This window comes from Mucilaginibacter gynuensis, assembly GCF_039541195.1.
Taxonomy (GTDB): domain Bacteria; phylum Bacteroidota; class Bacteroidia; order Sphingobacteriales; family Sphingobacteriaceae; genus Mucilaginibacter; species Mucilaginibacter gynuensis.
On record NZ_BAABFT010000003.1, the window covers coordinates 612,870 to 638,324 of the forward strand.

Annotated in this window: 26 protein-coding genes and 1 pseudogene; 12 read left to right on the forward strand and 15 right to left on the reverse strand. The window is 44.3% G+C overall.

Features of this window, described 5'->3' with window-relative positions:
- The first annotated feature begins 57 nt into the window (after nucleotides 1-57).
- From ABD894_RS08870 to ABD894_RS08915, 10 genes are all read left to right on the forward strand, one after another.
- A complete protein-coding gene (locus tag ABD894_RS08870) occupies nucleotides 58-1,494 on the forward strand; it encodes a Glu/Leu/Phe/Val family dehydrogenase (protein ID WP_345210653.1) in 1,437 nt (478 codons plus the stop codon).
- A gap of 1,060 nt (nucleotides 1,495-2,554) precedes the next feature.
- On the forward strand, nucleotides 2,555-2,965 hold the full coding sequence (locus ABD894_RS08875; RefSeq protein WP_345210654.1) for a cytochrome c maturation protein CcmE domain-containing protein: 411 nt from the start codon (nucleotides 2,555-2,557) through the stop codon (nucleotides 2,963-2,965).
- A 7-nt stretch (nucleotides 2,966-2,972) separates the two neighbouring features.
- The gene (gene ccsA / locus ABD894_RS08880) at nucleotides 2,973-5,432 is read left to right on the forward strand and encodes a cytochrome c biogenesis protein CcsA (protein ID WP_345210655.1); all 2,460 of its coding nucleotides are present in this window, start codon (nucleotides 2,973-2,975) and stop codon (nucleotides 5,430-5,432) included.
- 6 nt (nucleotides 5,433-5,438) lie between these two features.
- Nucleotides 5,439-6,161, forward strand: a complete 723-nt coding sequence (locus tag ABD894_RS08885) for a phytanoyl-CoA dioxygenase family protein (protein WP_345210656.1) — start codon at nucleotides 5,439-5,441, stop codon at nucleotides 6,159-6,161.
- 21 nt (nucleotides 6,162-6,182) lie between these two features.
- Nucleotides 6,183-6,953: a Rossmann-like and DUF2520 domain-containing protein gene (locus ABD894_RS08890; RefSeq protein WP_345210657.1), complete on the forward strand. Its 771-nt coding sequence runs from the start codon at nucleotides 6,183-6,185 to the stop codon at nucleotides 6,951-6,953.
- A 32-nt stretch (nucleotides 6,954-6,985) separates the two neighbouring features.
- The gene (locus ABD894_RS08895; RefSeq protein ID WP_345210658.1) at nucleotides 6,986-7,318 is read left to right on the forward strand and encodes a 2Fe-2S iron-sulfur cluster-binding protein; all 333 of its coding nucleotides are present in this window, start codon (nucleotides 6,986-6,988) and stop codon (nucleotides 7,316-7,318) included.
- A gap of 26 nt (nucleotides 7,319-7,344) precedes the next feature.
- Nucleotides 7,345-7,587 carry a Fe-S cluster assembly protein IscX gene (iscX, locus tag ABD894_RS08900; RefSeq protein ID WP_345210659.1) on the forward strand — a complete coding sequence of 81 codons (243 nt, stop codon included), beginning with the start codon at nucleotides 7,345-7,347 and terminating at the stop codon, nucleotides 7,585-7,587.
- A gap of 82 nt (nucleotides 7,588-7,669) precedes the next feature.
- Entirely contained in the window at nucleotides 7,670-8,191 is a 522-nt protein-coding gene (locus tag ABD894_RS08905; protein ID WP_345210660.1) for a KdsC family phosphatase, read from the forward strand.
- A gap of 47 nt (nucleotides 8,192-8,238) precedes the next feature.
- A complete protein-coding gene (locus ABD894_RS08910) occupies nucleotides 8,239-8,808 on the forward strand; it encodes a Maf family nucleotide pyrophosphatase (protein WP_345210661.1) in 570 nt (189 codons plus the stop codon).
- A 44-nt stretch (nucleotides 8,809-8,852) separates the two neighbouring features.
- Nucleotides 8,853-9,551: a peptidase associated/transthyretin-like domain-containing protein gene (locus ABD894_RS08915; protein ID WP_345210662.1), complete on the forward strand. Its 699-nt coding sequence runs from the start codon at nucleotides 8,853-8,855 to the stop codon at nucleotides 9,549-9,551.
- Here the strand turns inward: ABD894_RS08915 and ABD894_RS08920 are convergent.
- The 7 genes from ABD894_RS08920 to ABD894_RS08950 form a co-directional block, all read right to left on the reverse strand.
- Nucleotides 9,548-10,474 (reverse strand): Ppx/GppA phosphatase family protein, encoded by a 927-nt coding sequence (locus ABD894_RS08920; RefSeq protein WP_345210663.1) that lies wholly within the window; start codon nucleotides 10,472-10,474, stop codon nucleotides 9,548-9,550. The two genes, ABD894_RS08915 and ABD894_RS08920, sit on opposite strands and share 4 nt — an antisense overlap.
- A gap of 45 nt (nucleotides 10,475-10,519) precedes the next feature.
- Entirely contained in the window at nucleotides 10,520-11,131 is a 612-nt protein-coding gene (locus ABD894_RS08925) for a hypothetical protein (protein WP_345210664.1), read from the reverse strand.
- 196 nt (nucleotides 11,132-11,327) lie between these two features.
- Nucleotides 11,328-12,494: a molecular chaperone DnaJ gene (dnaJ, locus tag ABD894_RS08930; protein ID WP_345210665.1), complete on the reverse strand. Its 1,167-nt coding sequence runs from the start codon at nucleotides 12,492-12,494 to the stop codon at nucleotides 11,328-11,330.
- Between the two features lie 107 nt (nucleotides 12,495-12,601).
- Nucleotides 12,602-13,192 carry a nucleotide exchange factor GrpE gene (locus ABD894_RS08935; RefSeq protein WP_345210666.1) on the reverse strand — a complete coding sequence of 197 codons (591 nt, stop codon included), beginning with the start codon at nucleotides 13,190-13,192 and terminating at the stop codon, nucleotides 12,602-12,604.
- Nucleotides 13,193-13,405: 213 nt separating this feature from the next.
- Nucleotides 13,406-14,092: a cell division ATP-binding protein FtsE gene (locus ABD894_RS08940; protein ID WP_345210667.1), complete on the reverse strand. Its 687-nt coding sequence runs from the start codon at nucleotides 14,090-14,092 to the stop codon at nucleotides 13,406-13,408.
- 1 nt (nucleotide 14,093) lies between these two features.
- The gene (locus ABD894_RS08945; RefSeq protein WP_345210668.1) at nucleotides 14,094-14,297 is read right to left on the reverse strand and encodes a fructose-6-phosphate aldolase; all 204 of its coding nucleotides are present in this window, start codon (nucleotides 14,295-14,297) and stop codon (nucleotides 14,094-14,096) included.
- 155 nt (nucleotides 14,298-14,452) lie between these two features.
- A complete protein-coding gene (locus tag ABD894_RS08950; RefSeq protein ID WP_345210669.1) occupies nucleotides 14,453-15,478 on the reverse strand; it encodes an acyl-CoA reductase in 1,026 nt (341 codons plus the stop codon).
- Between the two features lie 107 nt (nucleotides 15,479-15,585).
- Here ABD894_RS08950 and ABD894_RS08955 point away from each other — a divergent pair, with 107 nt between their 5' ends.
- On the forward strand, nucleotides 15,586-15,939 hold the full coding sequence (locus tag ABD894_RS08955) for a 4Fe-4S dicluster domain-containing protein (protein WP_345210670.1): 354 nt from the start codon (nucleotides 15,586-15,588) through the stop codon (nucleotides 15,937-15,939).
- Nucleotides 15,940-16,013: 74 nt separating this feature from the next.
- On the opposite strand, the gene ABD894_RS08960 is transcribed toward ABD894_RS08955, so the two are convergent.
- Nucleotides 16,014-16,961: a bifunctional helix-turn-helix transcriptional regulator/GNAT family N-acetyltransferase gene (locus tag ABD894_RS08960; protein WP_345210671.1), complete on the reverse strand. Its 948-nt coding sequence runs from the start codon at nucleotides 16,959-16,961 to the stop codon at nucleotides 16,014-16,016.
- 78 nt (nucleotides 16,962-17,039) lie between these two features.
- On the opposite strand from ABD894_RS08960, the gene ABD894_RS08965 reads away from it, so the two are divergent.
- Nucleotides 17,040-17,801, forward strand: coding sequence for a C40 family peptidase (locus tag ABD894_RS08965; RefSeq protein ID WP_345210672.1), 762 nt, complete (start codon nucleotides 17,040-17,042; stop codon nucleotides 17,799-17,801).
- Between the two features lie 3 nt (nucleotides 17,802-17,804).
- Here ABD894_RS08965 and ABD894_RS08970 read toward each other — a convergent pair whose 3' ends face one another.
- The 7 genes and pseudogenes from ABD894_RS08970 to hisH form a co-directional block, all read right to left on the reverse strand.
- On the reverse strand, nucleotides 17,805-20,750 hold the full coding sequence (locus ABD894_RS08970) for a T9SS type A sorting domain-containing protein (RefSeq protein WP_345210673.1): 2,946 nt from the start codon (nucleotides 20,748-20,750) through the stop codon (nucleotides 17,805-17,807).
- Between the two features lie 379 nt (nucleotides 20,751-21,129).
- Nucleotides 21,130-22,038, reverse strand: a complete 909-nt coding sequence (locus ABD894_RS08975; RefSeq protein ID WP_345210674.1) for a WD40 repeat domain-containing protein — start codon at nucleotides 22,036-22,038, stop codon at nucleotides 21,130-21,132.
- Between the two features lie 158 nt (nucleotides 22,039-22,196).
- Entirely contained in the window at nucleotides 22,197-22,784 is a 588-nt protein-coding gene (hisIE, locus tag ABD894_RS08980; protein ID WP_345210675.1) for a bifunctional phosphoribosyl-AMP cyclohydrolase/phosphoribosyl-ATP diphosphatase HisIE, read from the reverse strand.
- An 89-nt stretch (nucleotides 22,785-22,873) separates the two neighbouring features.
- Nucleotides 22,874-23,656, reverse strand: coding sequence for an imidazole glycerol phosphate synthase subunit HisF (gene hisF / locus ABD894_RS08985; protein WP_345210711.1), 783 nt, complete (start codon nucleotides 23,654-23,656; stop codon nucleotides 22,874-22,876).
- 9 nt (nucleotides 23,657-23,665) lie between these two features.
- Nucleotides 23,666-23,995 (reverse strand): annotated as a pseudogene (locus ABD894_RS08990) (endonuclease domain-containing protein); the annotation flags it as partial.
- Between the two features lie 54 nt (nucleotides 23,996-24,049).
- Nucleotides 24,050-24,799: a 1-(5-phosphoribosyl)-5-[(5-phosphoribosylamino)methylideneamino]imidazole-4-carboxamide isomerase gene (locus ABD894_RS08995; protein ID WP_345210676.1), complete on the reverse strand. Its 750-nt coding sequence runs from the start codon at nucleotides 24,797-24,799 to the stop codon at nucleotides 24,050-24,052.
- A 4-nt stretch (nucleotides 24,800-24,803) separates the two neighbouring features.
- Nucleotides 24,804-25,451: an imidazole glycerol phosphate synthase subunit HisH gene (hisH, locus tag ABD894_RS09000; RefSeq protein WP_345210677.1), complete on the reverse strand. Its 648-nt coding sequence runs from the start codon at nucleotides 25,449-25,451 to the stop codon at nucleotides 24,804-24,806.
- Between the last annotated feature and the right edge of the window lie 4 nt (nucleotides 25,452-25,455).

Here is a 25,455-nt window from a genome sequence, read left to right on the forward strand (position 1 = left end):
AATTGTGTCAACTTTGCGCTGTATTAACAACCAATTAATTAATCAGAAAAATAACACATGGCTAATAATATCTTGATTGCCGATGAGGATACTCACTTTTTTGGTGATGTATGCAAGAATTTTGACTACGCTGCACAGTTTACAAAACACGATGCCGGCCTGTTAGATCAGATCAAATCATGTAACAGTGTTTACCGTTTCCGTTTCCCTATACGTAAGGGTAATGGTTTTGAAGTGATCGATGCATGGCGCGTGGAGCACTCGCACCACCAGTCGCCAACAAAGGGCGGTATTCGCTACAGCGAAATGGTGAACGAAGATGAGGTAATGGCACTTGCCGCCCTCATGACCTACAAATGCGCCATAGTAAACGTACCCTTTGGCGGCGCTAAAGGCGGTATCAAAATCAACCCTAAAAATTACACCGTTACCGAGCTGGAGAATATTACCCGCCGCTACACGGTTGAACTGATAAAGAAAAACTTTATAGGCCCCAGCATTGACGTACCCGCACCTGATTATGGATCGGGTGAGCGCGAAATGAGCTGGATAGCCGATACCTATGCCACCATGAATCCCGGTCAGTTAGATGCCTTGGGTGCCGTTACAGGTAAACCTATAGCGCTGCATGGTATTGCAGGCAGGAGGGAAGCGACAGGTCGTGGTGTGGCTATTGCCATTCGCGAGTGTGTTGATGTAGCCGAGGATATGCAAAAACTGGGCTTAACCACCGGCATAAACGGCAAGCGTGTAATTGTACAAGGCTTGGGTAACGTAGGTTTTTACACTGCTAAATTCTTAACCGAATTTGGCGCTACCATAGTTGGTCTGTGCGAATTTGAGGGCGCTATTTACAACGAAGACGGACTTGATGTAGATGCTGTATTCCAGCATCGCAAAGCAACCGGTTCTATTTTAGGATATGCGGGTGCTAAACAAGAGTTCAAAATTTCTGCAGAAGGTTTAGAGCAGCCATGCGATATCCTTGTTCCGGCAGCTTTGGAAAACCAGATCACCGGCGACAATGCAGGCAGGATACAAGCCAAGATCATCGCCGAAGGTGCCAACGGACCAACTACTCCGGAAGCCGAAGCCATATTTTACGCCAAAGGCGGCCTTATCATCCCGGATATGTATGCCAACGCAGGTGGTGTTACAGTATCATACTTCGAATGGTTAAAGAACCTTTCGCACGTAGCGTTCGGTCGTATAAATCGCAGGTTTGAAGAAAATACCAACCTTAACCTGGTAAATATGGTTGAAGGCATCACAGGTGTAGCGTTAACCCCGCTTCAACGCTCAAGCATTATCAAAGGCGCATCAGAGCTGGAACTGGTAAATTCGGGACTGGAGGATACCATGATCCGTTCGTACCACGAGATCCGTGAAACCTTCAAAAATGTAGACAAGATTGATACCCTGCGTACCGCAGCGTTCGTTGGCGCTATCAACAAAATTGCGGTATCGTACCAAAACCTTGGTGTTTGGCCGTAAATAATTTTAACGTTAAACAAAAAGAGGTAAGCTTATGGCTTACCTCTTTTTGTTTGCGTTGATCTATAAATTATTGTCATTGTTGAGGAACGAAGCGATCACACCACGTTCTGTGCGTACTATATAAATCACGTTATTGCGAGGAACGAAGCAATCTCTACTTAGGTTTTGTTTATGCTGTAATTAACGTTGGTCTGCTCATTGCCGCAGGGGCTATTACTTTTGTCGCCACAAAAGGTAACAAAAAGGCTTGTCCAGCAAAAGGCTTCTTTGCCGCACGAGGCCACGTCCTGCAAACCGTGCAGAACTTGGGCTGGAACTTTTGCCCCGCCGCGCAATCCTTACCCACATGCAACAAGTTCACTATGCCCGCCTTTACGCTCATGGCCTCCACAGTTCTGCCCGCTTTCGCCTGAAGCTGTTTGCTGACGGGAAGAGGGCCTGTTACCTGTTACCTGCTACCTTTAGCTTTGACAACTTTTTAAAAGTTGTCAAAGCTTGAGTGTTGAAAGTACATTCTCTGCTGTCGCGAGTTTAGCATAGCGTAACTCGTGACGTACGCATGGCGTAAGCTTTCATTACCTATTACATACCAATCTATTGTACAGCGGTGGGACGCCGCGTAATAGTCGTCACTCGGCCGTAGCCGTAGCGACTGCTGTTTTTTTTATTTTCTTATACCCTCTTTTTCGCTTGCGAAAGAGAGGGTCGCCCAGCGAAGCGTAGGCGGGGTGAGTCAACCCGCATGCAAAAGCACTACCCTAACATACCCCAAAAATGCGGCATCGTAAGGAACGGGTAGCACTGACCCTGCCCAAGCACAACCTTTAAAAGTTCCTTGCGCAGCCGCGACTTTTTTCTTTGGTTACTTTCTTTTTTGAGAGAAAAAAGAAAGTAACATCCACTGACGAAGATATAGTAGAACCATTCCTAACGAAGAACGGAAGAATAACGAATTAATCAAGAACAATTCTAAATAGCATATATCCCTTACAATAAACATTATTAAGTGCACGTTTCGTATTTTTGTAATCTCGAATTACAAGGAGTAAACCGCAGAATGAAAAAAGGTTCAATATTCGGTATTATAGTTATTGCCATTGCTATTGCAGTAATTATAAGTACCTATGCTTCAACAAGTACTTACGGCACGTTTACCGAAGCGCGTGCTACCAATGGTGAATTGCACATTAATGGTCAGTTAAATAAAAAGAAAGAACTGTACTATGATGCCCTTAAAGATGCCAACTACTTTTCGTTTTATATGAAAGATAGCAAGGGGCAGGAGTGCAAAGTGGTTTTCAACGGCACTAAGCCACAGGATTTTGAGCGTTCAGAACAATTGGTGCTTACCGGACAAATGATAGGCAACGAGTTTCACGCGTCAAAAATACTGATGAAATGCCCATCGAAATACACCGAGGATAAAGTAGAAGTTACAGAGGCCACCGCTAAACAGGCCAGTTTATAATTATTTAATGGATACAGACTTTAAAGGCGAACACCTTTTACCGGGGAATTTAGGCCAACTTTTTATTATTCTTTCTTTTGGCGCGGCCCTGCTATCAACCATCAGTTATTTTTTTGCTGCAAAACCACAAAACGTTAACGATACTTCGTGGCGTAATTTGGGGCGAATAGGCTTTTATATTAATACCCTATCAGTAGTAGGCATTGGTTGCTGCCTGTTTTATATTATTTATAATCACCTGTTTGAGTACCATTACGCTTGGGCGCATTCGTCAACCACGCTGCCGGTACACTATATTATTTCATGCTTTTGGGAGGGCCAGGAAGGTGCCTTTTGGCTGTGGACTTTCTGGCAAGCTGTTTTAGGTAACATCCTTATCCGCAAAGCAAAATCGTGGGAAGCCCCGGTAATGACGGTTGTGAGTTTAGCACAGGCTATGATCGCTTCCATGCTTATCGGTGTGGAGATTTTCGGTTCACGCATAGGTAGCTCGCCGTTCATATTGCTGCGCCATGCTATTGAAGGTCCTATTTTTAGTCGCCCCGATTATTTGAGCTATATTAAAGACGGTAATGGCCTTAACCCGCTGCTGCAAAACTATTGGATGGTGATTCACCCGCCGATATTGTTCCTGGGTTTCGCGTCAATGATCGTTCCGTTTGCTTACGGTATTGCCGGTTTATGGACAAGACGTTACAAGGAATGGGTAGCTCCGGCTATTTCTTATTCGCTTTTCGCGGTAATGATATTGGGTACAGGTGTTATCATGGGCTCGTTTTGGGCTTACGAATCACTAAACTTTGGTGGCTTTTGGGCTTGGGATCCGGTGGAGAACGCTTCGCTGTTCCCCTGGTTAACCTTAGTGGGTGCCTTACACGTACTTATCGTTTATAAAAATACAGGTCACTCTTATTTTACGGCTACATTTTTAACGCTCATCAGTTTTGTGCTGGTACTGTATGCGTCGTTCCTTACCCGTAGTGGTATTTTGGGCGAAACATCGGTACACGCCTTTACCGACTTAGGTATGAAATGGCACCTCATTATTGATGTATTCATCTTCCTCGGTATCGCTATAGGGTTCATCATTGCACGCTGGAAAGAAATGCCGATTACCAAGAAAGACGAAGAAACGCACTCACGTGAGTTTTGGATGTTCGTTGGTTCTATCATGATGGCGTTATCATGCCTTCAACTAGTGCTCATGACGTCTATCCCGGTGTGGAACTGGATGTTCGGCACCAACTTTGCGCCGCCGTTAAAACCTGTACCTATTTACAACGTGGTACAAGGTGGTTTCGCGGTAGTGATCGCTATATTAACGGGCTTTACCCAATTCTTAAAATATAAAAAGACCGATACTACAAGGTTCTTCATCACTCTGGTGGTTTACCTGTTCTGTTCGGCTGCTATTACAGCGTTGGCCGCTTACGTAACCGGTGTTTACAAATTACAGTTTGTATTTGTACTGGTGATGTTTGCCGCAGTGTACACGGTATTAGCAAATGCGAAGGTATTGGCCGATGTATTTAAAGGCAAGGTGAAACTGGCCGGATCGGCAGTGGCGCATATTGGCTTTGGTTTTATATTGATAGGGGCACTTATCGCGGCCGGTACCAGCAAGGTTGTATCTGAAAATACCACCGGCGAACAATACGGGGCCGAATTTGCAAAAGGCAACAATCCTAAAGAGAATATCCTGATCTACAAAAACGAGCCTATCAGAATGGGCGAGTATATGGTGAGCTATATCGGCGATTCAATTGCTACACCTAACCATTACTTTAAGGTAGAATATAAAAAACTGGATGCTAAGGGTAATGTTACCGATCATTTCATCCTGAAACCAAATTCACAGGCTAACCGCAAAATGGGTCTGGTTTCATCGCCTGATACCAAACACTACCTGTTCCACGATTTGTATACGCACATCAGCATGGCGCCTATCAAATATGATGATGAACCGGCAGAAGGAGAGGACAGCGCGCACGGAAACCCAGAAGAAGATAAAAAATATGATCCTGCTGTGCCGCATGAAGTAGCCATAGGCGATACCATTAATTTCCGCGATGGCTTTATGGTATTCAAAGGCATCAACAAACAGGCAAAATTACATAACATGCCATTGGCCAAAGGCGATGTAGCCGTAGGCGCGCAACTGGATGTGGTGGTTAACGGTAAAACTTATCCAACCGAGCCCATCTATGTAATTAAAGGCCGTAACGTATTCGATTTCGCTAAAACTATTGACGATATCGGCCTGAAAGTACGCTTCTCTAAGATCATCCCTGAACGTAATAAGGTTGAGATCAGCGTATATCAGCAGCCTCAAAACAAACGCCCTTATATAGTAATGCGTGCCATTGCGTTCCCGTATATCAACTTCCTGTGGTCGGGTACTATTATTATGGTTATCGGCTTCCTGATGTCTATCTTCCGTCGTAATAAAGAATTGAAGGTTAGTTAATCAGCATTGAAAGATCTGCAGTTCGATCAGCAAAACATCGTGGATAATGGGTTTACTATTATCCACGATGTTTATACTCCCGATGAACTTCAGCAAATTACAGCCGGGCTGGAGGCTATCGATCCGGCAAATCCCAACTTTCGTAAAACTAAAGACCTGTTTGCCATAAGGCAGTTCTTTAAAGAAATACCGGCGATAGTGCCATTGGTATTTAATAATAATTTACACACGCTTATTGGCGAATTATTTGGCGATGATTACTTCATCGTAAAATCCATATATTTTGATAAACCCGGAAACTCCAACTGGTTTGTAGCATACCACCAAGATCTCACCATATCGGTAGATAAAAAACTTGATCTGCCGGGCTACGGTCCGTGGACGATTAAGCATAACCAGTTCGCGGTACAACCTCTGTTAAGTATCCTTGAAGATAACTTTACCATCCGTATTCATTTAGATGATACCGATGCGGATAACGGCGCGTTGAAAATAATTCCGCAATCGCATAGCAAAGGTGAGTACCGTGCCGATACCATCAATTGGGATAATGAAACCGAGGCGACATGTACCGTAAAAGCAGGCGGCATCATGATCATGAAACCCTTATTGCTCCACGCGTCTAACAGAACTATAAATGGCAACAACAGGCGGGTGATCCACGTAGAATTTAGTCGATCGGTACTGCCCGATGGATTAGAATGGGCTGAAAAGCTATTAATTGTTTAATTTCGCCTATATATCTACAATATGCGTATCACTATCATAGGTTCAGGCAATGTGGCTACTCATTTGGCGGCGGCATTTAAAAATGCCGGTCACCGTATTGTTCAGGTTTACAGCCGTACCATGCAAAACGCCGCGCTGCTGGCCTATCATGTAGGGGCCGAAGCCATTGATGAGCTTACCCATATCAATACCGAAACAGACATCTTTGTTATTTCTGTTAAAGACGATGCCATTGGCGGTATAGCCGAAGTGCTTGCCGGTTACAATAAGTTGATAGTACATACATCGGGTGCCAGTAGTTTGGCTTTTATAAAGGCTTTTACTGATAACGCGGGTGTGTTTTACCCGCTGCAAACATTCAGTAAAACCCGCGAACTCGATTTTAGGAATGTCCCCTTATGCCTTGAAGGTGCAGATGATGAGATAGTGAATACCTTACAGGAACTTGCCCGTACGGTGAGTAACAAAGTTTACCTGGTTAATTCCGATCAGCGGAAGATATTGCATTTGGCAGCGGTGTTTGCCTGCAACTTTCCTAATTACCTGTATCATGTATCACAGCAGCTTTTGGCTCAGCACGATCTCGCTTTCGACCTCATACGCCCCCTTATTGATGAAACCGCCCAAAAAGTTCAGCAGCATAACCCTGCCGATGTGCAAACCGGGCCGGCGGTGCGTAATGATGAAATAACAATGAACGCACATCTGCAATTGCTTGACGGTCAAACTGATTTGCAGCTTATATATGAAGTACTCAGTCAGGGTATTATCAAAATGGATAAAAGCACTTAGCTACCATCGGTAATTTTGTTACTTTTGCCAAAATGAATATTTTTAAAGTAAAGATAAACTTTGAGGAACAGGGGCACGAGCCTATTGAACTCCCCATTGCCGAAGGGGAATCCGTGCTGGATGTTTGCCTTGAAAATGGTATAGAACTACAGCACAACTGTGGTGGTGTGTGCGGATGCAGTACCTGCCATGTATACGTTAACCGTGGTATGGATAACATACAGGAAATTGCTGATAAAGAAGAAGATTTTATTGACAGGGCTGTTAACCCGCGCATTAACTCGCGCTTAGGTTGCCAGTGTGTTATTATCGATGGCGATATTGAAGTAACCCTGCCTGATCAGTCGCAGTTTTTAGGACACTAATTTTTAGTACAGCATATAAACCCAAAATGACAGAAAATAAATTTGCCCTGCCCATATACTGGAACGATCATGAAGATATTGCCATAGAGCTTTACGAAAAGTTTGGCGATGATTTTGATGAATCGAAAATATACCGTATCCGGTTTACCGACCTGTTAGAGTGGATATTGACCCTGCCTAACTTTGCCGGTACACGCGAGCAATCAACCGAAGGTCACCTGGAACAGATCCAGTCGGCCTGGGTGTACGAATGGCGCGATAATCAATAAGAGATTTGCAATTTTTGAGCTTGCCGCAGGCAGGCTCAAAATTAAATAGTTCCCTAAGCCGATCAGTGTTAATACCCCCAACATGGAATCTTTTTTAAACAAGCTTAAAGATATCACCACTTTTATTTTTGATGTGGATGGCGTGCTTACCGATGGTTCTGTTTTTGTAACGGAAACCGGCAGCCAAAGCCGTGCCTTCAATATAAAAGATGGCTATGCCATGCAACTGGCCGTTAAGTGTGGTTATAATGTATGTGCCATATCGGGCAGCCGCTCAAAAAGCTCTATTTACCGTTTAAACAGCCTTGGCATTACCGATGTATTTGTGGGCGCACGCAACAAGGACGAAAAGTTCAAAATATACCTCGAAGAACGCCACATCAAAGCTACCAACGTATTATACATGGGCGATGATATTCCTGATTTGGGAGTGATACAACTGGCCGGTTTACCCGTTTGCCCTGCCGATGCCGCCGAAGAGATAAAAGCGGTTTGCGAATACGTATCGCCATTTGCAGGTGGTAAAGGCTGCGCCCGCGATGTGATAGAAAAGGTATTAAAGGTACAGGGCAAATGGATGAACGCCGAAGCTTATAGCTGGTAGTATTTAATTCAAAAGTTAAAAGTCAAAATTCAAAAAAGCAACTCACTATGGTAAAGCTTCCTTCAATTATACTGGCATCAAAATCGCCGCGCAGGCAGGAGTTGTTACGTTTGATGGATATTGACTTTCGTGTGGTGCTGAAGGATGTAGACGAGTCGTACCCGGCGCATTTAAGTCCGGAAGAGATAGCGGTTTACATCGCCTCAAAAAAAGCCGAAGCCTTTGATGAAGAGCTTGGCGATGATATTGTACTTACCGCTGATACCATTGTTTGTATTGACGAACTGATACTTGGCAAACCCGAATCACCGGAACACGCGGTAGAAATGCTAACATTGCTATCGGGCAGGGTACACAGGGTAGTAACCGGCGTTTGCCTGCTGAATAAGCACCATTATAATAAATTCTTCGATGTGTCTGAAGTATTCTTCCGTAAACTGACAGAGCATGAGATCCGGAGTTATGTGGAACAATACCAACCTTTAGATAAAGCCGGTTCTTACGGTATCCAGGAACGCATAGGCCTGATCGGTCTAGAAAAGATCAACGGCTCATACACCAATATTGTAGGCCTGCCTACCGAGAAGCTGTATCAGCAATTGCTCAAACTGGCTTAAATTTCCCTCTTGTTATTTAAATTACATTAGTTAGCTTTAGTGTAATGAATAAACCTGTCAAAAGTATCGCCATTAATACGCCATGCCATGAGCGGTGGGCAGATATGCAGGATACCGCAAGCGGCAGGTTTTGCTCATCCTGCCAAAAAAACGTTATTGATTTTACGCAATTATCGGATGCCGAAGTGGTGGATTTTGTGGCAACCCACCAACAAAAACTTTGCGGGCGTTTTAGCCAAAGTCAATTAACCAGAATTAATCAAAATCTTGTTGCCGGTAACAGGTCATTCTCGTGGAAGAACTTAAAGTTCGCGGCCATTGTTGCCGGGCTTATTCCATTTGCAGGTTTTGCAGCCAAAGCAGAACCTCCACAAACCGAACAACATCCTTTTACCAACAGGGACACTGCCAAAAAGGTACAGGACACCACAGGGATGCGCTTAATAACCGGGCAAATTGTTGACGGTTATGATAAGTTGCCTATACCGGGTGTGTACGTTTCTTATAATCATACACGCGTTCAAACTGATACCGCCGGGATTTATAGATTATACGTACCGGATGATTTGAAAACATTGGAAGTGGCTTTTGTAGGTTATAAAATCAGTATTATTGATTTAAAACAAGGGGTTAATAAATATGATGTTGTATTAGAGGGCTCTATTACGGGCGGGATAGTGGTATCATATCCATTTCATAAACGGGTATGGCATAAAATAAAACATCTGTTTAGTCGCAACTAATCCAGCATCCCCGTCAAAACCCCTTCTTTCAGCGAATTGGTCGACATTAGCACGTTGCCGATGGCCAGCTTACGCATTACAAAGCGTGTTATCAGCGATGCTACTACAATCATATCTACCCGGATAGGGATAATGGCTTTGTTGGCCTTGCGTTCCGCGTGCGATGAGTTGATGAGCTTGTCGGTTGCCGCTATGAGGTCGTCATTTTCAAATAAATAGTTCTTGGTGGTCTTCAGGTCGAAATGGCGGCCTTTGGCCTGTTCAACTACTTCGGCCAGGGTTTCAAAAGACCCCGATGAGCCGATCAACTGGCCGATCTCGTATCCGGCTACTGCCGTCAACATATCTTTTAACTTATCTTCGAGGTAATTATTCAATTCATCAATAGATGCCTGCGGAATAGGGTCGCTTTTGTGGAACTTATCCATCAGCCTTGCCGCGCCAATTTCAAAGCTTTGTTTCCAGATGATGTACTCGTCGTTCCCTAAAATAAATTCAACACTGCCCCCGCCAATATCAATAATTAATACGTTACCGGCAGAAAGGCAATCACCCGCTTTAACTCCCTGGTATATAAAGTTGGCTTCGGCATCACCATCAATAATTTCAATGCTGATGCCTGTTAGTTTAGCTACCTCGTTAATAAATTGGGTACCATTGGCAGCATTACGCAGCATAGAGGTTGCAATGGCGCGCACTTCGGTAACGTTATGGGCTTCTATATCCCGCTGAAACAGTTGCATGGTATCCAATCCCCGCTGAAAGGCTTCGGGCTGTATAAAGCCTTTATTGATGCCTCCCTCGCCCAACTTAACGGCAATATGCTCATGTATCAGTTCGTGATAATTGGTAATTGTACCTTCGGCTATCAGTAAGTGAAAGGTATTGGTACCAAGGTCCATTACCGCTACGCGTTTATTCATATCACCAGTAAACTTATAAATACGGTAAATAGTTTGGCTGTATTTTTACTTTAAAGCAGGCTTAACATTGCCGCTTAAAAGTAACGAAGTTTTTTGCAGAATAAAGAATATAGCGAACGATGGCAGCAGGTACAGTAAGTTTGAATACAGCAGCATAAACTTTACAGTTGCCGGGTTAAACTTATCGTGAAAGTAAGTGAGTATTACCAATGGGATGCTGATCTTAATAAGATGGCACAACAAAACTGTAATAGCAAACCCACGGAAGGGGATAGCCAGTTCTTTAAATTTGGTACGCAGGGTAATGATCACCATGTAGGTTTCAATCACGAAAAAGGCCATACTAAAGCCAGCCAGTATCTTTTGGGTTTCCGCATTCGGCGATAATAACAACGAGCCAAGAAAAGTAGCCAGTTCAAGAAACATGAACAGCGCGTACGGTAATACGGTAGCGGTAGTGGTCCACTTGCGTAATACGGCTACGAGGTAGAGCAGCACGATGATGTAACTGGTTTCGGAAAAGAAAAGGAAAACGTAGTAAATAGTACTGTTGATTGGAACGTTGATGATATTGAGGCCAAAAAGCAAGCCTATGGCAATGATGTGGATCATCGTCATGACGAAGGCCAGTATATTGGTAGTGTTGTTTACCTTCATGTAAAAATGTATTAAGCCGTAAAGATATTAATGCCCGCCAAGCTTTTACGAAATTAGTGCGTTTATTAGATTTACCTGATAAAAACAAAGCCCGCGATCATAACAATCACGGGCTTTACTATATCTAATCTTTCAGTCCCAATACTTTCCGACTTTCGGACTTCCCCGACTTCCGGTCTTTTCAGACTAAAATAAACTACTCAAAATATTCCTTCATCCGTTCAAAGAAGCTCTTATCGTTCTTGCCCGGATTTGGTTTAAAGTTTGGTGAGTTTTGCAGTTTCTCTAATATTTCGCGTTCCTCGCGGCTCACAACCTTTGGTGTCCAAATGTTGATGTGTATCAATTGGTCGCCGCGGCGGTATGAGTTTACTTCGGGCACGCCTTTGCCTTTTAGGCGCAGTATTTTACCACCTTGGGTACCCGGGTCAAGCTTAATTTTGGCTTTACCATCAATGGTAGGCACTTCAACGCTGGTGCCTAAAGTGGCATCAATAAAGTTTACATGCAAATCGTATATGATGTTGTTGCCATCGCGTTTCAGGGTTTCGTGCGGTACTTCCTCAATCAGTATGATCAGGTCGCCCGGTACACCACCTCGTGGGGCTGCATTACCTTTGCCGCTCATGCTTAGCTGCATACCTTCGCTTACGCCAGCAGGTACGTTAATGGTAATGGTTTCTTCGCCACGTACCACGCCATCGCCATGGCATACGTTACATTTCGATGTAATTACCGAACCTTCGCCATTACAGGTAGGGCAGGTACTGGTAGTTTGCATCTGGCCCAAAATGGTATTGGTAACACGGCGAACCGCGCCCGAGCCACCACAGGTTTTACAGGTTTGGAACGATGATTTATCTTTAGCGCCGCTCCCATCGCAGGTTTTGCATAAAACCTGTTTGTTTACTTTTATCTTCTTTTCGGCACCGTTGGCAATTTCTTCGAGGGTTAGTTTTACCTTGATACGCAGGTTGCTGCCACGGGCTACACGCCTGCCGCCACCCTGACGGCCACCGCCGCCACCAAAGAAACCTTCGAACGGACTACCGCCGCCGAATATATCACCAAACTGGCTGAATATGTCGTCCATATTCATATTGCCGCCGCCATAGCCACCACCGCCATTAGGCGATTGCGCGTTGGCAGCATGGCCAAACTGGTTATAACGCTGGCGTTTTTCGGGGTTACTTAAAACCTCGTAAGCTTCGGCTGCTTCCTTAAACTTCTCTTCCGCTTCCTTGTCGCCCTCGTTCTTATCCGGGTGATATTTGATGGCCATCTTACGATAGGCCTTCTTTATCTCATCCGCATCGGCACCCTTGGCAACGCCCAGTACGTCGTAATAATCTCTTTTAGACATTCTATCTTCTTATTTTTTAAATCAGCGATTTAGTAAATGAGCGAATGAGTGATTGTTTTGGAAGCTCCAATAATCACTCATTCACACAATCAGTATTTCACTAATTGTTAACTTCCAACTATAACTTTGGCAAAGCGTACCACTTTTTCGTTAAGTGTGTAGCCTTTCTCCATTTGGTCAACCACCTTGCCTTTTAAATCGTCGGTAGGGGCAGGTATGTTAGTAATGGCTTCGTGTATATCGGCATCAAAAGGCTGGCCTATGGCCTCCATTTCGGCTAAACCTTTTTGTGCAAGTATATTTTTTAGCTTGTGCTGAATAAGCGCTACACCTTCTTTAACCGGGATAACATCTGTAGCGGTTTCCATTGCTTTTATGCCGCGTTCAAAATCATCAAGTACAGATAGCAGCGAAACAATAAGGTCTTTGCCTTCCAGTTTGCGGGCGTCTTCACGCTCTTTAATGGTGCGCCTCCTAAAGTTATCAAATTCAGCGTATAAGCGCAAGTATTTGTCATTTGCCAGTGCAAGTTCTTCTTTAAACTTATCCTCGGCAGATGGCTCCGGCGCGGCTTGTTGAGTTTCCTCGTTTTGTTCCTGTTCTTCTACAGGGTTGGTATCGTTTGTCACGTCAGTTAAGTTTTCAGGTGTATCAGTATTTTCCTTCTTCTTTTTCTTCAGCATATCGTTAAATTTCATAGCTAATATTGCCAATCAAGTACCTTGCCACGGCTGTAAAGCCGACAAGCTGTCAGCATGGTTGTAGTTTTTTAAGTAGCACTGGCAGTGCTGCCAATGTTGTAATGGCAGTTGCAGCGTTGTATGGCAGGTTTTTACAAACCGCCGGTATGGGGTAAATATAAAGCGCCCTTTGCTTTTTTACCGGCAAAGGGCGCTTGTTAAAATTAAGTTTTAAGCTATTTGTACATCCTCCAGCACTTTACCGTTCTCGCACTTAATAATACGCGACGGAAACGTGCGGATGATATGATAATCGTGCGTGGCTATCAGCACCGCCGTGTTTGATTGCTGGCTGATCTGTTTCAGCAGCATCACAATTTCTTCTGATGTATCCGGGTCGAGGTTACCTGTAGGTTCATCGGCCAGTATAATCTCAGGGTCGTTAAGCAGGGCACGGGCAATTACCACCCTTTGCTGCTCACCGCCCGAAAGCTCATGCGGCATCTTTTTCAGTTTCGAACGCAGACCAACTTTCTCTAACACATCAAGCGTACGCTCGTTGATCAGGCCTTTATCTTTCCAGCCGGTAGCCTGCATTACAAAGTGCAGGTTTTGCTCTACCGAGCGATCAGTCAATAATTGAAAATCCTGGAAAACAATGCCCAGCTTGCGGCGCAAAAACGGAATATCCTTTGGCGCTATCTTATCCAGATCGTATCCGCAGGCATGTCCTGTACCGCTGGCAATATTGATATCGCCGTAAAGTACCTTCAGCAAACTACTTTTGCCCGATCCGGTTTGCCCTATCAGCCACACAAAATCACCCTTATCAATATGCAGGTTCACGTTTGATAGTACGAGGTGCTTTTGCTGAAAAATATCAGCGCCGTTCAGTTTTATAATTGAATTTCCAATCATTTTATAATTCCAGTTTTAAGATCTTCCCAAAGGGGAGATCTTTAATAATGTCCATAATTTGCGCGGCCTTATCGCCCAAACCCACCTTATCCAGCGATTTATCGGGCCTGTCAACCCTGAAATAAGCCAGGAGGGTAAACTTATCATCGCGCAGCTGTACATAATCGGGTATTTTGGCAACGCCTTTTACTTTGATAACATACATAGGTGTAAAGGTAATAATCCCGTAATAATTTAATGTAGCTAATTAATAAGAAATACACTTGGGCGTTGCCTTCGGCCCGCGCTTTCCGTTGCAAGTCCTCATTTCGCTGCGCTGCATTGCGGGCTTTTCACTGCAATCGCTAACGCGGCATAACATTATAAGCTGCTTAAAAAGGCCATCGTATCCACACCGTCGGCATAATCTGCCAGGCCGGGCTGCTGGCTTTGGCCAAAGCCAACTACCTGGTTGGGTATGTTCAGCGGCGCGGCGGTCACTACGCACTGTATGCTTTCGGTTTGCAGGTTAAGCTTTTCTTCGGCGGCAGCCAAATCATCATAATACTCAAAGTACAAAACCGCCAATGGCGATGCGAAACGCTCGTCTTCCTTTACCAGCAAAAAGCCGTTATCAAGGTGCTTATCGCGGTTTACAAGGTATATCGATTTGTTGTAGTCGTAATTGTTATGAAATTTATTATGGTTGGCAATGTCGTTATGCGCTTCTATCGACTCAAAAAAGAAGGTGAAGTCATAATCTTTAGGTACCAGCAGTTTTGATACATTGCGGCAACCCAGGCCGTAGTAATCAAAAATATCATGCCCGAGGTTGAACAACTGTTCGGCGGTTTCGTTGCCGGTAAGCAGCGCCACACTATTGCGGTTTTTACGGATAATATTGGGCACTTTACCAAAATAGTACTCAAAATAGCGCGAGGTATTATTGCTGCCGGTGGCAATTACGGCATCAAAACCTTGCAGGCGTTCTACAAAACTATAGCTATCGGTAAAGGCAGGTTCAATAGTAACCAACTTGTGTAAAATGTATTTGATAAGGCGTGCATCCTGCGATGATGCCTTGATAAGGGCATGGTTACCGGTAATGAGCACGCATAAAATATCATGAAAACCCACCAGCGGAATATTGCCCGCCAGTATCAATCCTACTTTTTTTGCGGACTTATTTTGGTCGATAATATATTGGCTTGTCCACTTGGTAAGATCGTAACTGTTAAGGGTTTCGGCAATGGCGGCAACGGCGGCGTTTACGCTTGCCGGGGTAAACCAGGCATTGTGGTATTGCTCGGAAGCTATCAGCTGTTGCAGCTCATCATCCGGATTGCGCAAGTGCTCGCCCAATACAGAAAATGCTTTTATGAATGTTTCTAAATTGTAATTTGACATATTTATATACTAACTGTGTAAACCCCCGATTGCTTTTTTTGTTATATTTGCATAACTGTAGGTTTACAGGAAGCAAAGTTATTTAGATTAATAAGATATTTTAGAATATGGCGATTAAAATCACCGATGAATGCATAAACTGCGGGGCCTGCGAGCCGGAGTGCCCGAATAATGCTATTTATGATGCAGGTGCCGCCTGGCGATTTTCTGATGGTACGGGTTTAAGAGGTGTTATTGATTTTGGCGATGGCAACACTTTAAATGCTGAAGAAACACAGGCTGCTTTGTCTGACGATATATATTATATAGTACCTGATAAGTGTACCGAGTGTGTTGGTTTTCATGATGAGCCACAGTGCGCCGCGGTTTGCCCGGTTGATTGCTGTGTGGATGATGAAGATATCCGCGAAACTGAAGAAGAGCTTTTAGCGAAAAAAGATTGGCTGCACATTAACGAGTAAGCCCTTATATAACATTAACAAAAAAGGAATATCCGTTTTGGATACTCCTTTTTTTATGCCCTTAACTTTCGGGTTTACAAAAACATTTCCATTTTAACATTGGCCCTTTGGTATGGCGAATTACCAACCGGGATATGCTTAAAGCCAAATTTTTCGTACAGGCCCAATGCCGGGCCAAGCTTGGTGTTTGAGCCAAGCCATACCCTTTCGGCCTTCAGGTCTTTAGCTATTTTAATAACAGCCTCCATCAGGGTATTGCCAATTTTACGCCCCTGAAATTTAGGCGCTACAGCCATCTTGGCAATTTCGTATTCGTTTTTGCCGGTTTTTATGAGGGCGCAGGTGCCTGCAATTTCATTATCGGCCTTAGCGAAAATTATTTTACCGCCACCGGCCAGTATATGATCTTCGGGGTGGTTAAGTTGTTCCAGGTCGTGCTCTTCTACCGTAAAGTAGGTATTGATCCACTCTATGTTTAACGATTTGAAGTATTTAGCCAGCTGTGGTTCGTAGTTTAAGATACTTACACCTGTGCTGTCTAACGGTTCAAACATCTCCTTAAACCGCTGATAGTACGGTTTATCATCTAATTGTTGTTCGGTTTCCATTATTGCTGTGAGTAAATTATTTTTCTGATTATTAAAAAGTGTTCTGTTCAAAAGCAGGATCTTATCCCAAACACGATCAAACTTTTGTAATGATGCCAAGCCTTTTTCCGATAGGCGAAGGATGCGTTTGCGGTTATCGGTCTTTGATTTTACCGATTCTATATAGCCCAATGTTTCCAGTTCCTTAGCCAGGTGGATTACCCCCGGATGGGTGAGGGCCAGCTCTTCGGCAATATCGGTAATGCCAATTTCGCCGCGCTTGCGTATCAGGTAAAACAGGGTGAAATATTTGGGTTCAAAATTATCCAGCTGCTCATCCTTATATATCTGTATTACATCTTTTGAGAATGTATCGTACAACCTTTTCATCCTCGCGCCAACGGCTAATTCCTGCAAATCATCTATTATTGACATATCTATGTATATAATTACGTAAGTACTTACAAATATAATTCATATTATTTATTAATTTTAATTTTTTTATAAACTTAAATGGAATACGGTATATGTAACCTGGCGGTAGTGCCCTTACGGGCCGAACCCAATGAACGTAGTGAGCAGGTTTCGCAAGTGCTTTTTGGCGAGGCGTTTGAAATATTAGAGTGGCAGGAGCATTGGGTACAAATCATCACAGCTTATGATAACTACAAAGGCTGGATAGCCCGTTTGCAGGTGAACCCGCTTGGCCATATCGCTTATAAGCAAATAAAAAATGGCCATGTACCGCAAACCCATCGTGCTATTACACAGGCATGGAAAAAAGCCGATAACAGTGTATTATATCTTCCCGTTGGCAGTTCGCTGGTATTTTTGGAGGGCGACCGTTGTAAAATAGGGCATGAAACTTTTACCATTGTGGGCGAAATAGGGGCGAGCACCAACATTGCCACCACCGCCAAATCATTTTTAAACTCGCCATATCTTTGGGGAGGCCGTACGCATTTGGGTATTGATTGCTCGGGTTTTACGCAATCTGTTTTTAAACTGCACGATATTAAAATTGACCGTGATGCCAGTCAGCAGGCTAAACAGGGTACCGAGGTAACCGACCTGAAAACCGTAAAACTGGGCGACTTAGCCTTTTTTGAGAACAAGGATGCCCGCATTATCCACGTAGGTATCATGCTCGATCAAAAACATATCATCCACGCATCTGGCAGGGTGAAAATTGAGCTGTTTGATGAAAAGGGTATCTATTCTGAAGAGCAAAAACGCTATACCCACAAGTTTTGCATCATGAAGCGTTACTTTTAAACATTACTGTTTCACAAACTTTCCTCGGCCTATTACCTGCTTGGTTTTATTATCGAGTACCCTTACAATGTAAGTACCCGGTAATAGGTTGCCGGCATTGTATTGCCATGAGGCCTGCGATGTAACCGCCGTGGTAACCAAGTGCCCCGAACTGCTCATCAGGTTAATGGTATAGCTGCCGGCTTGTTCGTTTTTGCTTAGTTTTACGTTTACAAAGTTCACTGTAGGGTTAGGATACACCATTATGTTGCTGCTTACTATCTGCGGCTCTTCGTATTTAAGCGATACCGGCTGCGTGGTAGTGATGTTATTGGTGAGGTCTTTCACGCGTAAGCGGTACTGGTTTACACCGATCTGCGGGTTGTAATCGGTAAAGCTGTAATCATCGGCATTGGTAGAGGCAAAGGTGGTTAATACGCTGTAGCTGGTTCCGCCATCAGTACTGCGTTCCAGGTAAAATATAGATGAGTTGTAAGCGTTGGCGGTAGTCCAGTTGATGAGCGCGCCAGCCGCTGTTTTTGATGCCTTAATATCCACCACCTTTAAAGCCAGTGCCGGGTCGGGACTGATCACGATACTCAATCGGTTCTTTCCGAACGAGTTTTCATCAGCCTTATCAATAGCAAAGCTGTATATGGCGTTGGTACGCAAATTAGCCGAATCGCCTGTTAATTTATCTTTTAACCACACGCTATACACCGCCGGGATGTTTTTCAGTTCGGTTAAGCGCAATTCATAAGTGCCCGATGCGGTAGCATTTACCGCCACAGGTATAATACGGGCTGCATTTTGCGGAAGCGGCAGGCTGTTGATGGCCAATGTAACACTATCCGACGAGAGTACAGACAGGCTTACCAGCGCGCCGTTGCCGCCAATATCTATGCCGTCCTCATTGCTATCGTATTCGGCAGCGTAGTTGTTATCAAAGTTGATGAGTACCTCGTCATCGTTAATAGTATCTTTCACCATTTTTAAGCGCATAGATGGTTCGGGTCGTGGCGGATCAACAGCGAATTGCTTTGGCAGCCCCATGAGCAAATTAAGGTTAGTCGCCGATGGTTGCGCCGTAGTGCGTGCCCCCTCGCGAAAGGATAAGGTACCTGCCGTTGAAACCGCACGAACAAAGAAGCCCTGTCCGCTGGCTATCATATTGCTGGCATTATTAGTGCCCGTGTATACGGTAGTGGTGGTATCGGCAGATGATGTTATAGTAGCCGTGCGGCGTAAATAAGTGCCGTATTGTTTGTTACTGGGATTATACATCCAAATAGTGGTAGCCACCCCGCCCGTACCGTATATGTTTGAATTGCTGCCGCTGCGGTTATATTTTTCCCAATTGATGGTGGAAGCGTAGGGATTGCCTACCAAACAATAGCCCTGTATGTTGGCATTGCCCGGCGATGGGTTGGTGATTGCGGTCGATGGGAGTGCATTATCTAAACGATACCATAACCTCACATTGATGGTGCCAGAATTAAGCACGCCCGTTTGGGTAAAGGTAACATCCTCGGGGAAGGCGAATGGCTGCGTGGTTTTGGTAGTGCCGCCGGTATTGTTTCCCCTGAAAAAGAAGAGTACGCCATTGCCAACCGGTATGGGCATTATGGTATCATTAGCGGTATTGGTAATGGTGGCCCGCTGAAGTGAGCCTGTATTGTAAACTGGCGAATTGTTTATTTTGGTGATGGCCTTAAAATTGCCCGACGTAAATGAAACAGCCGTACCCACCACATCCTCGCGATAAAGGTATAAGGACGGATTTGTACCCGATGGCGCGTTAAAACCATTGGTAGCACCGCCCGCACCCGATACATAGGCATTGTTAGTTAAATAGCTTAAATCGAAAACATTAGTTGCGGGGCTTGTAACCGAACCGGTGTACACAGGCGATGAAATCAACCTGTAACCCCTCATGGTTAAACTGGCCGAGCTGCCCTTAAAAAAACGTTGCACATTCACATTGCCGGTAATGGAAGCCGTTGGCGGCATACTGGCCACATTGGCCGAACTGCTGGCATCTGATCTTAAAGTAAGGTTTCCCCCGGCAGCCAGCGTTGTACTTGCAGCCATGGTAAGCAGCCCTGTTGAAGCTACCGCGAACTTGCCGGATGTAATGGTTTTTGTACCACCGCCCTGAAAGAAAACATTTTTGAATACTATGCCTATACCACCATCAGAGCCACCGTCGGTTAAGGATTGGGTTGTACCCTGGAAGATGACGTTCGGACTGTTGGTTACCGCATCAACCTTACCGGAGGAAGAAGATGAATTCCAGTTGCCGAACACTTGCAGATCATTAGCTTGCAGTGTTTTAGTTCCTGCGCCCGCGAATCCTATATTTTGATAAGTGGTTGGGGTATTATCTAAACAGGTGGTAGTGGTATTGGTGTATACAGTTTGTCCAGACCCGGTATATTGTACAGTTGATGTTCCGGTGCCGCCGCTATTATTGTAAAAATCAATCGACCCGACAGCGCTTGTTGTATTAATTGGGGTAGTATTTGATAATTGCAGTATAGCGCTTGTTGTTGTTCCGGATAGATTATCGATGCTGAATTTTGGGATAGCTACAGCCAGTGGCAAAAGCCCGCCTTTTGTATTAATCGCTAATATTTGTCCTCCTATCGACATTGTTCCGGCTCTTAATGAAATTGCTGCATTATTTATTCCAAGACCTAATCCAAGTGCACTGAAACTGGTGCTGTAAATATTAACATTCCCGGATATATTTAAATTATTGATGGTTGATATCAGGTTGAGGTCATTGGCACCACCAAGGGTAAGTTGCAAAAATATAGTGTTGTCACCAGCTGTCAGCGAGGTCGCTTTTATTCTTCCGGTTCCAGCAAAGGTTGTAGTAATTGTGCCTAAAACGGCATTGGGAGCCTGAGTAATAGGCCCATTAACAGTTAGGGTGTCATTTACGGTTAATGTAACAACATTTATCATTACACCTAAACTTAACGATGCGCATGATGTCGCGGCGCTTATTGTTGGTTGATTAGTGAATACCCTGTTAGTTCCTATTCTTATTATATCTGTACTTGAGGAAGGTGCAGTTGCAGGAGCTGTACCATTAACCCGCCAATTACTTGCAGTTGACCAGGCGCTACTTGTTGTACCGGCCCAGTCATACGTTATTTGTGCCACGGCAGTAGAACAAAAAAATAATAGCACCACACACAACCGCAAAAAAAGTATAAACTTTTTCATAATATAAACGCAAATACGACTTGCCTGTATAGGCTAAATCAAGTATAAGTTTACGTTATATCTTTAAGCTTTCTTTCTTTTGAGGCAAAGATGAACGGAATGAATAAGTAGCTGATTAGCTGAACTTAATATCCCATATCATCACGCGTTTGTCGTCGCTTACGGAGATGAGCTGATCGCCGTTCCAAACCAGTTTATTTACGGAGAGCACGTGGGCTGGCAGGCCTTTTTCGCGACTGATGATTTTACGGAGTTTAAAATCGTTGGCATCCCATATTTTGATGCTTTTATCCATACTCGCTGTGGCAAAATAGGGGAGGGTAGGATGAAAAACAATATGGTTAACAGCAAACAAGTGCGCCGGGATGTTATGCAGCAATTCGTAGTTGCGGGTGTCCCATATCTTCACCTGCGCGTCGCGGGCACCCGAAACGAGGTGATCGCCGTTAGGGGAATAACTTAATGAAAACACCGACATACTGTGCCCTTTCAAGGTAGTTATAAAGGAATAATCTTCCAGATCATACACGCGGATGTTGTTATCGCGGCAGCCAAAGGCCACTTGTCCGCGCTTTTCTGATAAGGCGATGCACCGCACCGTGTCCGATGATACATTGATGGTATGCAGCAGGTTGAGGTTTTCTAATTGCCAAATGGTCACCGAACCATCTTCAGATGCTACCAGTAGTTCTTTTTTACCGGGAGCCGATTTAATATCGAAAACGGGTTTGGTATGATGCTTTAACAGCTTGATCACTTTTTGCTGCAAAAAATCAAACACCACCACATCGCCGGTGCGCAAACCCGCGAACAAATATGGGTAACCCTCCGGGCAATGTATAGCGTAAACGGACGACGGCACCGGGAACATCACTTTTATAAAAGCATGCTCTGTAAGGCTCCACTCCACCACACCCTTATCGTTACCGCCGGTAAACAAAATGCCCGGCTTCTGCGATAATTCGGCAGTAAAAATGGGGTTACTATGCCCGGTAAGTTCCGCTATCTTTTCCGCTGTAATCATTTGTTCAGGTTCCTGGTTCGGGATTTGAGGTTTCTGTGTTTTGATGTTCGGGATTTTGGTTTCAGGTTCCTGGTTCGAGGGGCGTAAGGTGTTCTTTAAATCTGGTGACTTCCACTATCCCAATTCACTCGAACCTGGCAACTGAAACCTCGAACCTATTATTTATGTCTCTCTTCTAAATTTTTCGCTATAGTTTCCAGTTTCAGGTTCTTTTCACGGAGCAGTACCAGCAGGTGAAATACCAGGTCAGATGCTTCGTTGATCAGGTCTGTCTCGGTTTCGGCAAGGGCGGCTATTACGGTTTCAACCGCTTCTTCGCCTACCTTCTGGCTTATTTTGTTCAACCCTTTTTTACGCAATTTGTTCACGTACGATCCCTCTTGCGGGTTCTCGTAACGATCGCCTATAATGCGTTCCAGCTCGTTAATAAAGTTGCTGTTGTAATCAGTTTTAAAGCAGCTGCGTTCGCCGGTGTGACAGGTTGGGCCGTCGGCTTTAACTTTTATCAGCAGGGTATCATTATCGCAATCCAGCTTAATATCCTTTACATGCAAAAAGTTGTTGCTGGTTTCGCCTTTGGTCCACAAACGTTGTTTGCTGCGCGAAAAAAAGGTAACTATATTTTCCTGAACGGTTTTATCATAAGCCTCGCGGTTCATATAGCCCAGCATCAGCACCTCAAGGGTTTGCTCATCCTGAATGATCACGGGTACTAAACCGTCTGTTTTGTCGAAATCGATGTTCATTTTATGTTCAGTTGCCGGTGGCCGGGTTCGGGTGGCGGGTGTCAGGAGCGTATCTCTGACCACTCAAACCCCGAGCCTCGCCACTCGTATTAAATTCTTACTTCTATATTGTTTTGTTTCAGGATGCCTTTCAGGTCCGGTATCAATATTTCGCCGTAGTGAAATACCGATGCGGCCAGGGCTGCATCCACATTGGTTTTCTCAAACACATCTACAAAGTGCTGTACCGAACCCGCGCCGCCTGAAGCGATCACCGGGATATGCACCGCATTATTCACTGTTTTTAACAGGCTATTATCAAAACCGGCCTTGGTGCCGTCATGATCCATAGAGGTGAGCAGTATTTCGCCAGCGCCACGGCTTTCGGCTTCCAGTATCCAGTTTAAAGTTTCCTTTTCGGTTGGTAGCCTACCGCCATTCAGGTGCACAATGTTTTTGTTATCGATAACGCGGGTATCTACGGCTATTACTACGAATTGCACCCCAAAGGCCTTTGCCAATTCATCAATAAGCGCCGGGTTACGCACCGCGGCCGAGTTGATGGATATTTTATCGGCACCGGCATTCAGCAAAGCATCGGCATCGGCAATTTCGTTGATGCCACCGCCAATGGTAAAGGGGATATTGATTTGCCTCGCTACTGATTTTACCAGCTCAACCATGGTTTTACGGCGCTCAACAGTGGCGGTAATATCCAGGAAAACCAGTTCGTCGGCACCCTGGTTCGAGTAGTTCCAGGCCAGTTCAACAGGGTCGCCCGCATCACGCAGGTCAACAAAGTTCACACCTTTCACGGTGCGGCCATCCTTTACATCAAGGCAGGGGATAATTCGTTTAGATAACCCCCCTAACCCCCTGAAGGGGGAGTTAATATGTGTATTTATTGATTCCAATACTTTTTCTAATTGATAAAATACTTCCTCATTAGTGAACCTTAAAACTTTTAACCCTTCTTTTTCAAAAAAGAGTTGTTTCTCAATATCATTTTGTAAAACTTCCGGAAGTAAATGAATACTGCCATCTACTTCAATTACTAATCTATGTTGATGGCAGTAAAAATCTGCTATGTAATTTCCTAAAGGGTGCTGGCTCCTGAACTTTGCATCAATGTGCATTCTTAAAGCACTTTTTAATGTGCTTTCCGCCGCTGTCAAACTATATCTTAATGACTTAGCATTGGCGAATATTTCAAAATTCGCACCAAGAAACATTTTCTTTTTCAAAGCAGTATTTCAAAAGCTCCCCCTTTAGGGGGTTGGGGGGCCTTATATCGATATCAGCGATTCTAAGTTCCAGTTTTTTACATCTTCGATAGAGATATGACCTTCGTAGATGGCTTTGCCTACCACGCACGATTCTACTTTGAGGCGGCTAAGGTCTTCAATATCCTTCATTGAGCTTACACCACCCGATGCGATCAGTTTAATGAATGGCGAATGGTCTAACAGTTTAGCATACAGGTCGATACCTGCACCGCCCAATTTGCCATCTTTGTTGATATCGGTACACAGGAACCTGAAGAAACCCAATGCCAGGCATTTATCAACATAGTCCATTAATTTAATGGGAGAGCTTTCCATCCAGCCGGAGTATTTAATTACTTCGTCGAGTACATCGATAGCTATCACTACCTGATCCGAACATTTATCGCGGCCGCAAACTGATTTGCTCAGGTCTTCTAAAAACGAAGGATTGGTAAGTGCCTGGGTACCTACAATTACGCGGTGTACACCGGCATCAATCAGTTCTTTTACCTTTTCAATGCTGCGGATACCACCGCCGTACTGCACCTTCATTTCTGTTTTGCGTATTACATCAAACAGGTATTGCTGGTTGGTAAAGTCGTTTTTAGCGCCATTAAGGTCGATAATATGAATAAAGTTTGTACCGTTTGACTGATACCTTTCGATCATTTCTTCGAGCGAAACGTCGTACTCGGTTACCTGGCCATAATCGCCTTCGCGAAGACGTACCACTTTTTTGTTCAGAATGTCGATAGCTGGAATAATATACATGCCGTTATATTTTAGAAAAATTTGTTAAAAGGGTTTCACCATACACACCAGATTTTTCAGGGTGAAACTGTACCCCGTAAAAATTATCAAGCCAAATTGATGCCGAAAATTTATTGTTGTAAGTAGTTGACGACAAAGTATACGCATCGGCATACTCAATAAAGTATGAATGTACAAAGTAAAAGTGTGAACCTGTGGGTATATTTTCAAAAAGTTTGTTGTCTTTTTCGGGGAAAACACGGTTCCAGCCGGTATGCGGAACCTTGTATTCGGCGCTGTCTTTAAAGCGTAAAGTACGCACCGGAACGATGTTCAGCAGGTTGGCATCGCCCTCCTCAGAGTATGAGGTGAGTAATTGCATCCCCACACAAATACCCAATACGGGTTTAGTGAGCGATTTTATTTTTGGCACCAGTCCGGTACTTTCTAATTTATGCATTGCTGCGCCTGCATGGCCTACTCCGGGTATAATATAACGGTCAAACTGTTCAAAATCAGCTTCAGTATTTATCATACCATACTCAATACCCAACCGCTCTAATGCCGCGGTGAGCGAGAAAATATTACCGGCGCCGTATCTAACTATGCCAACCCCCCTGCCCCCTGAAGGGGGAGTTTGCGATTGGGGTATGTTATCGTTTGTTGTGGTCATGTAT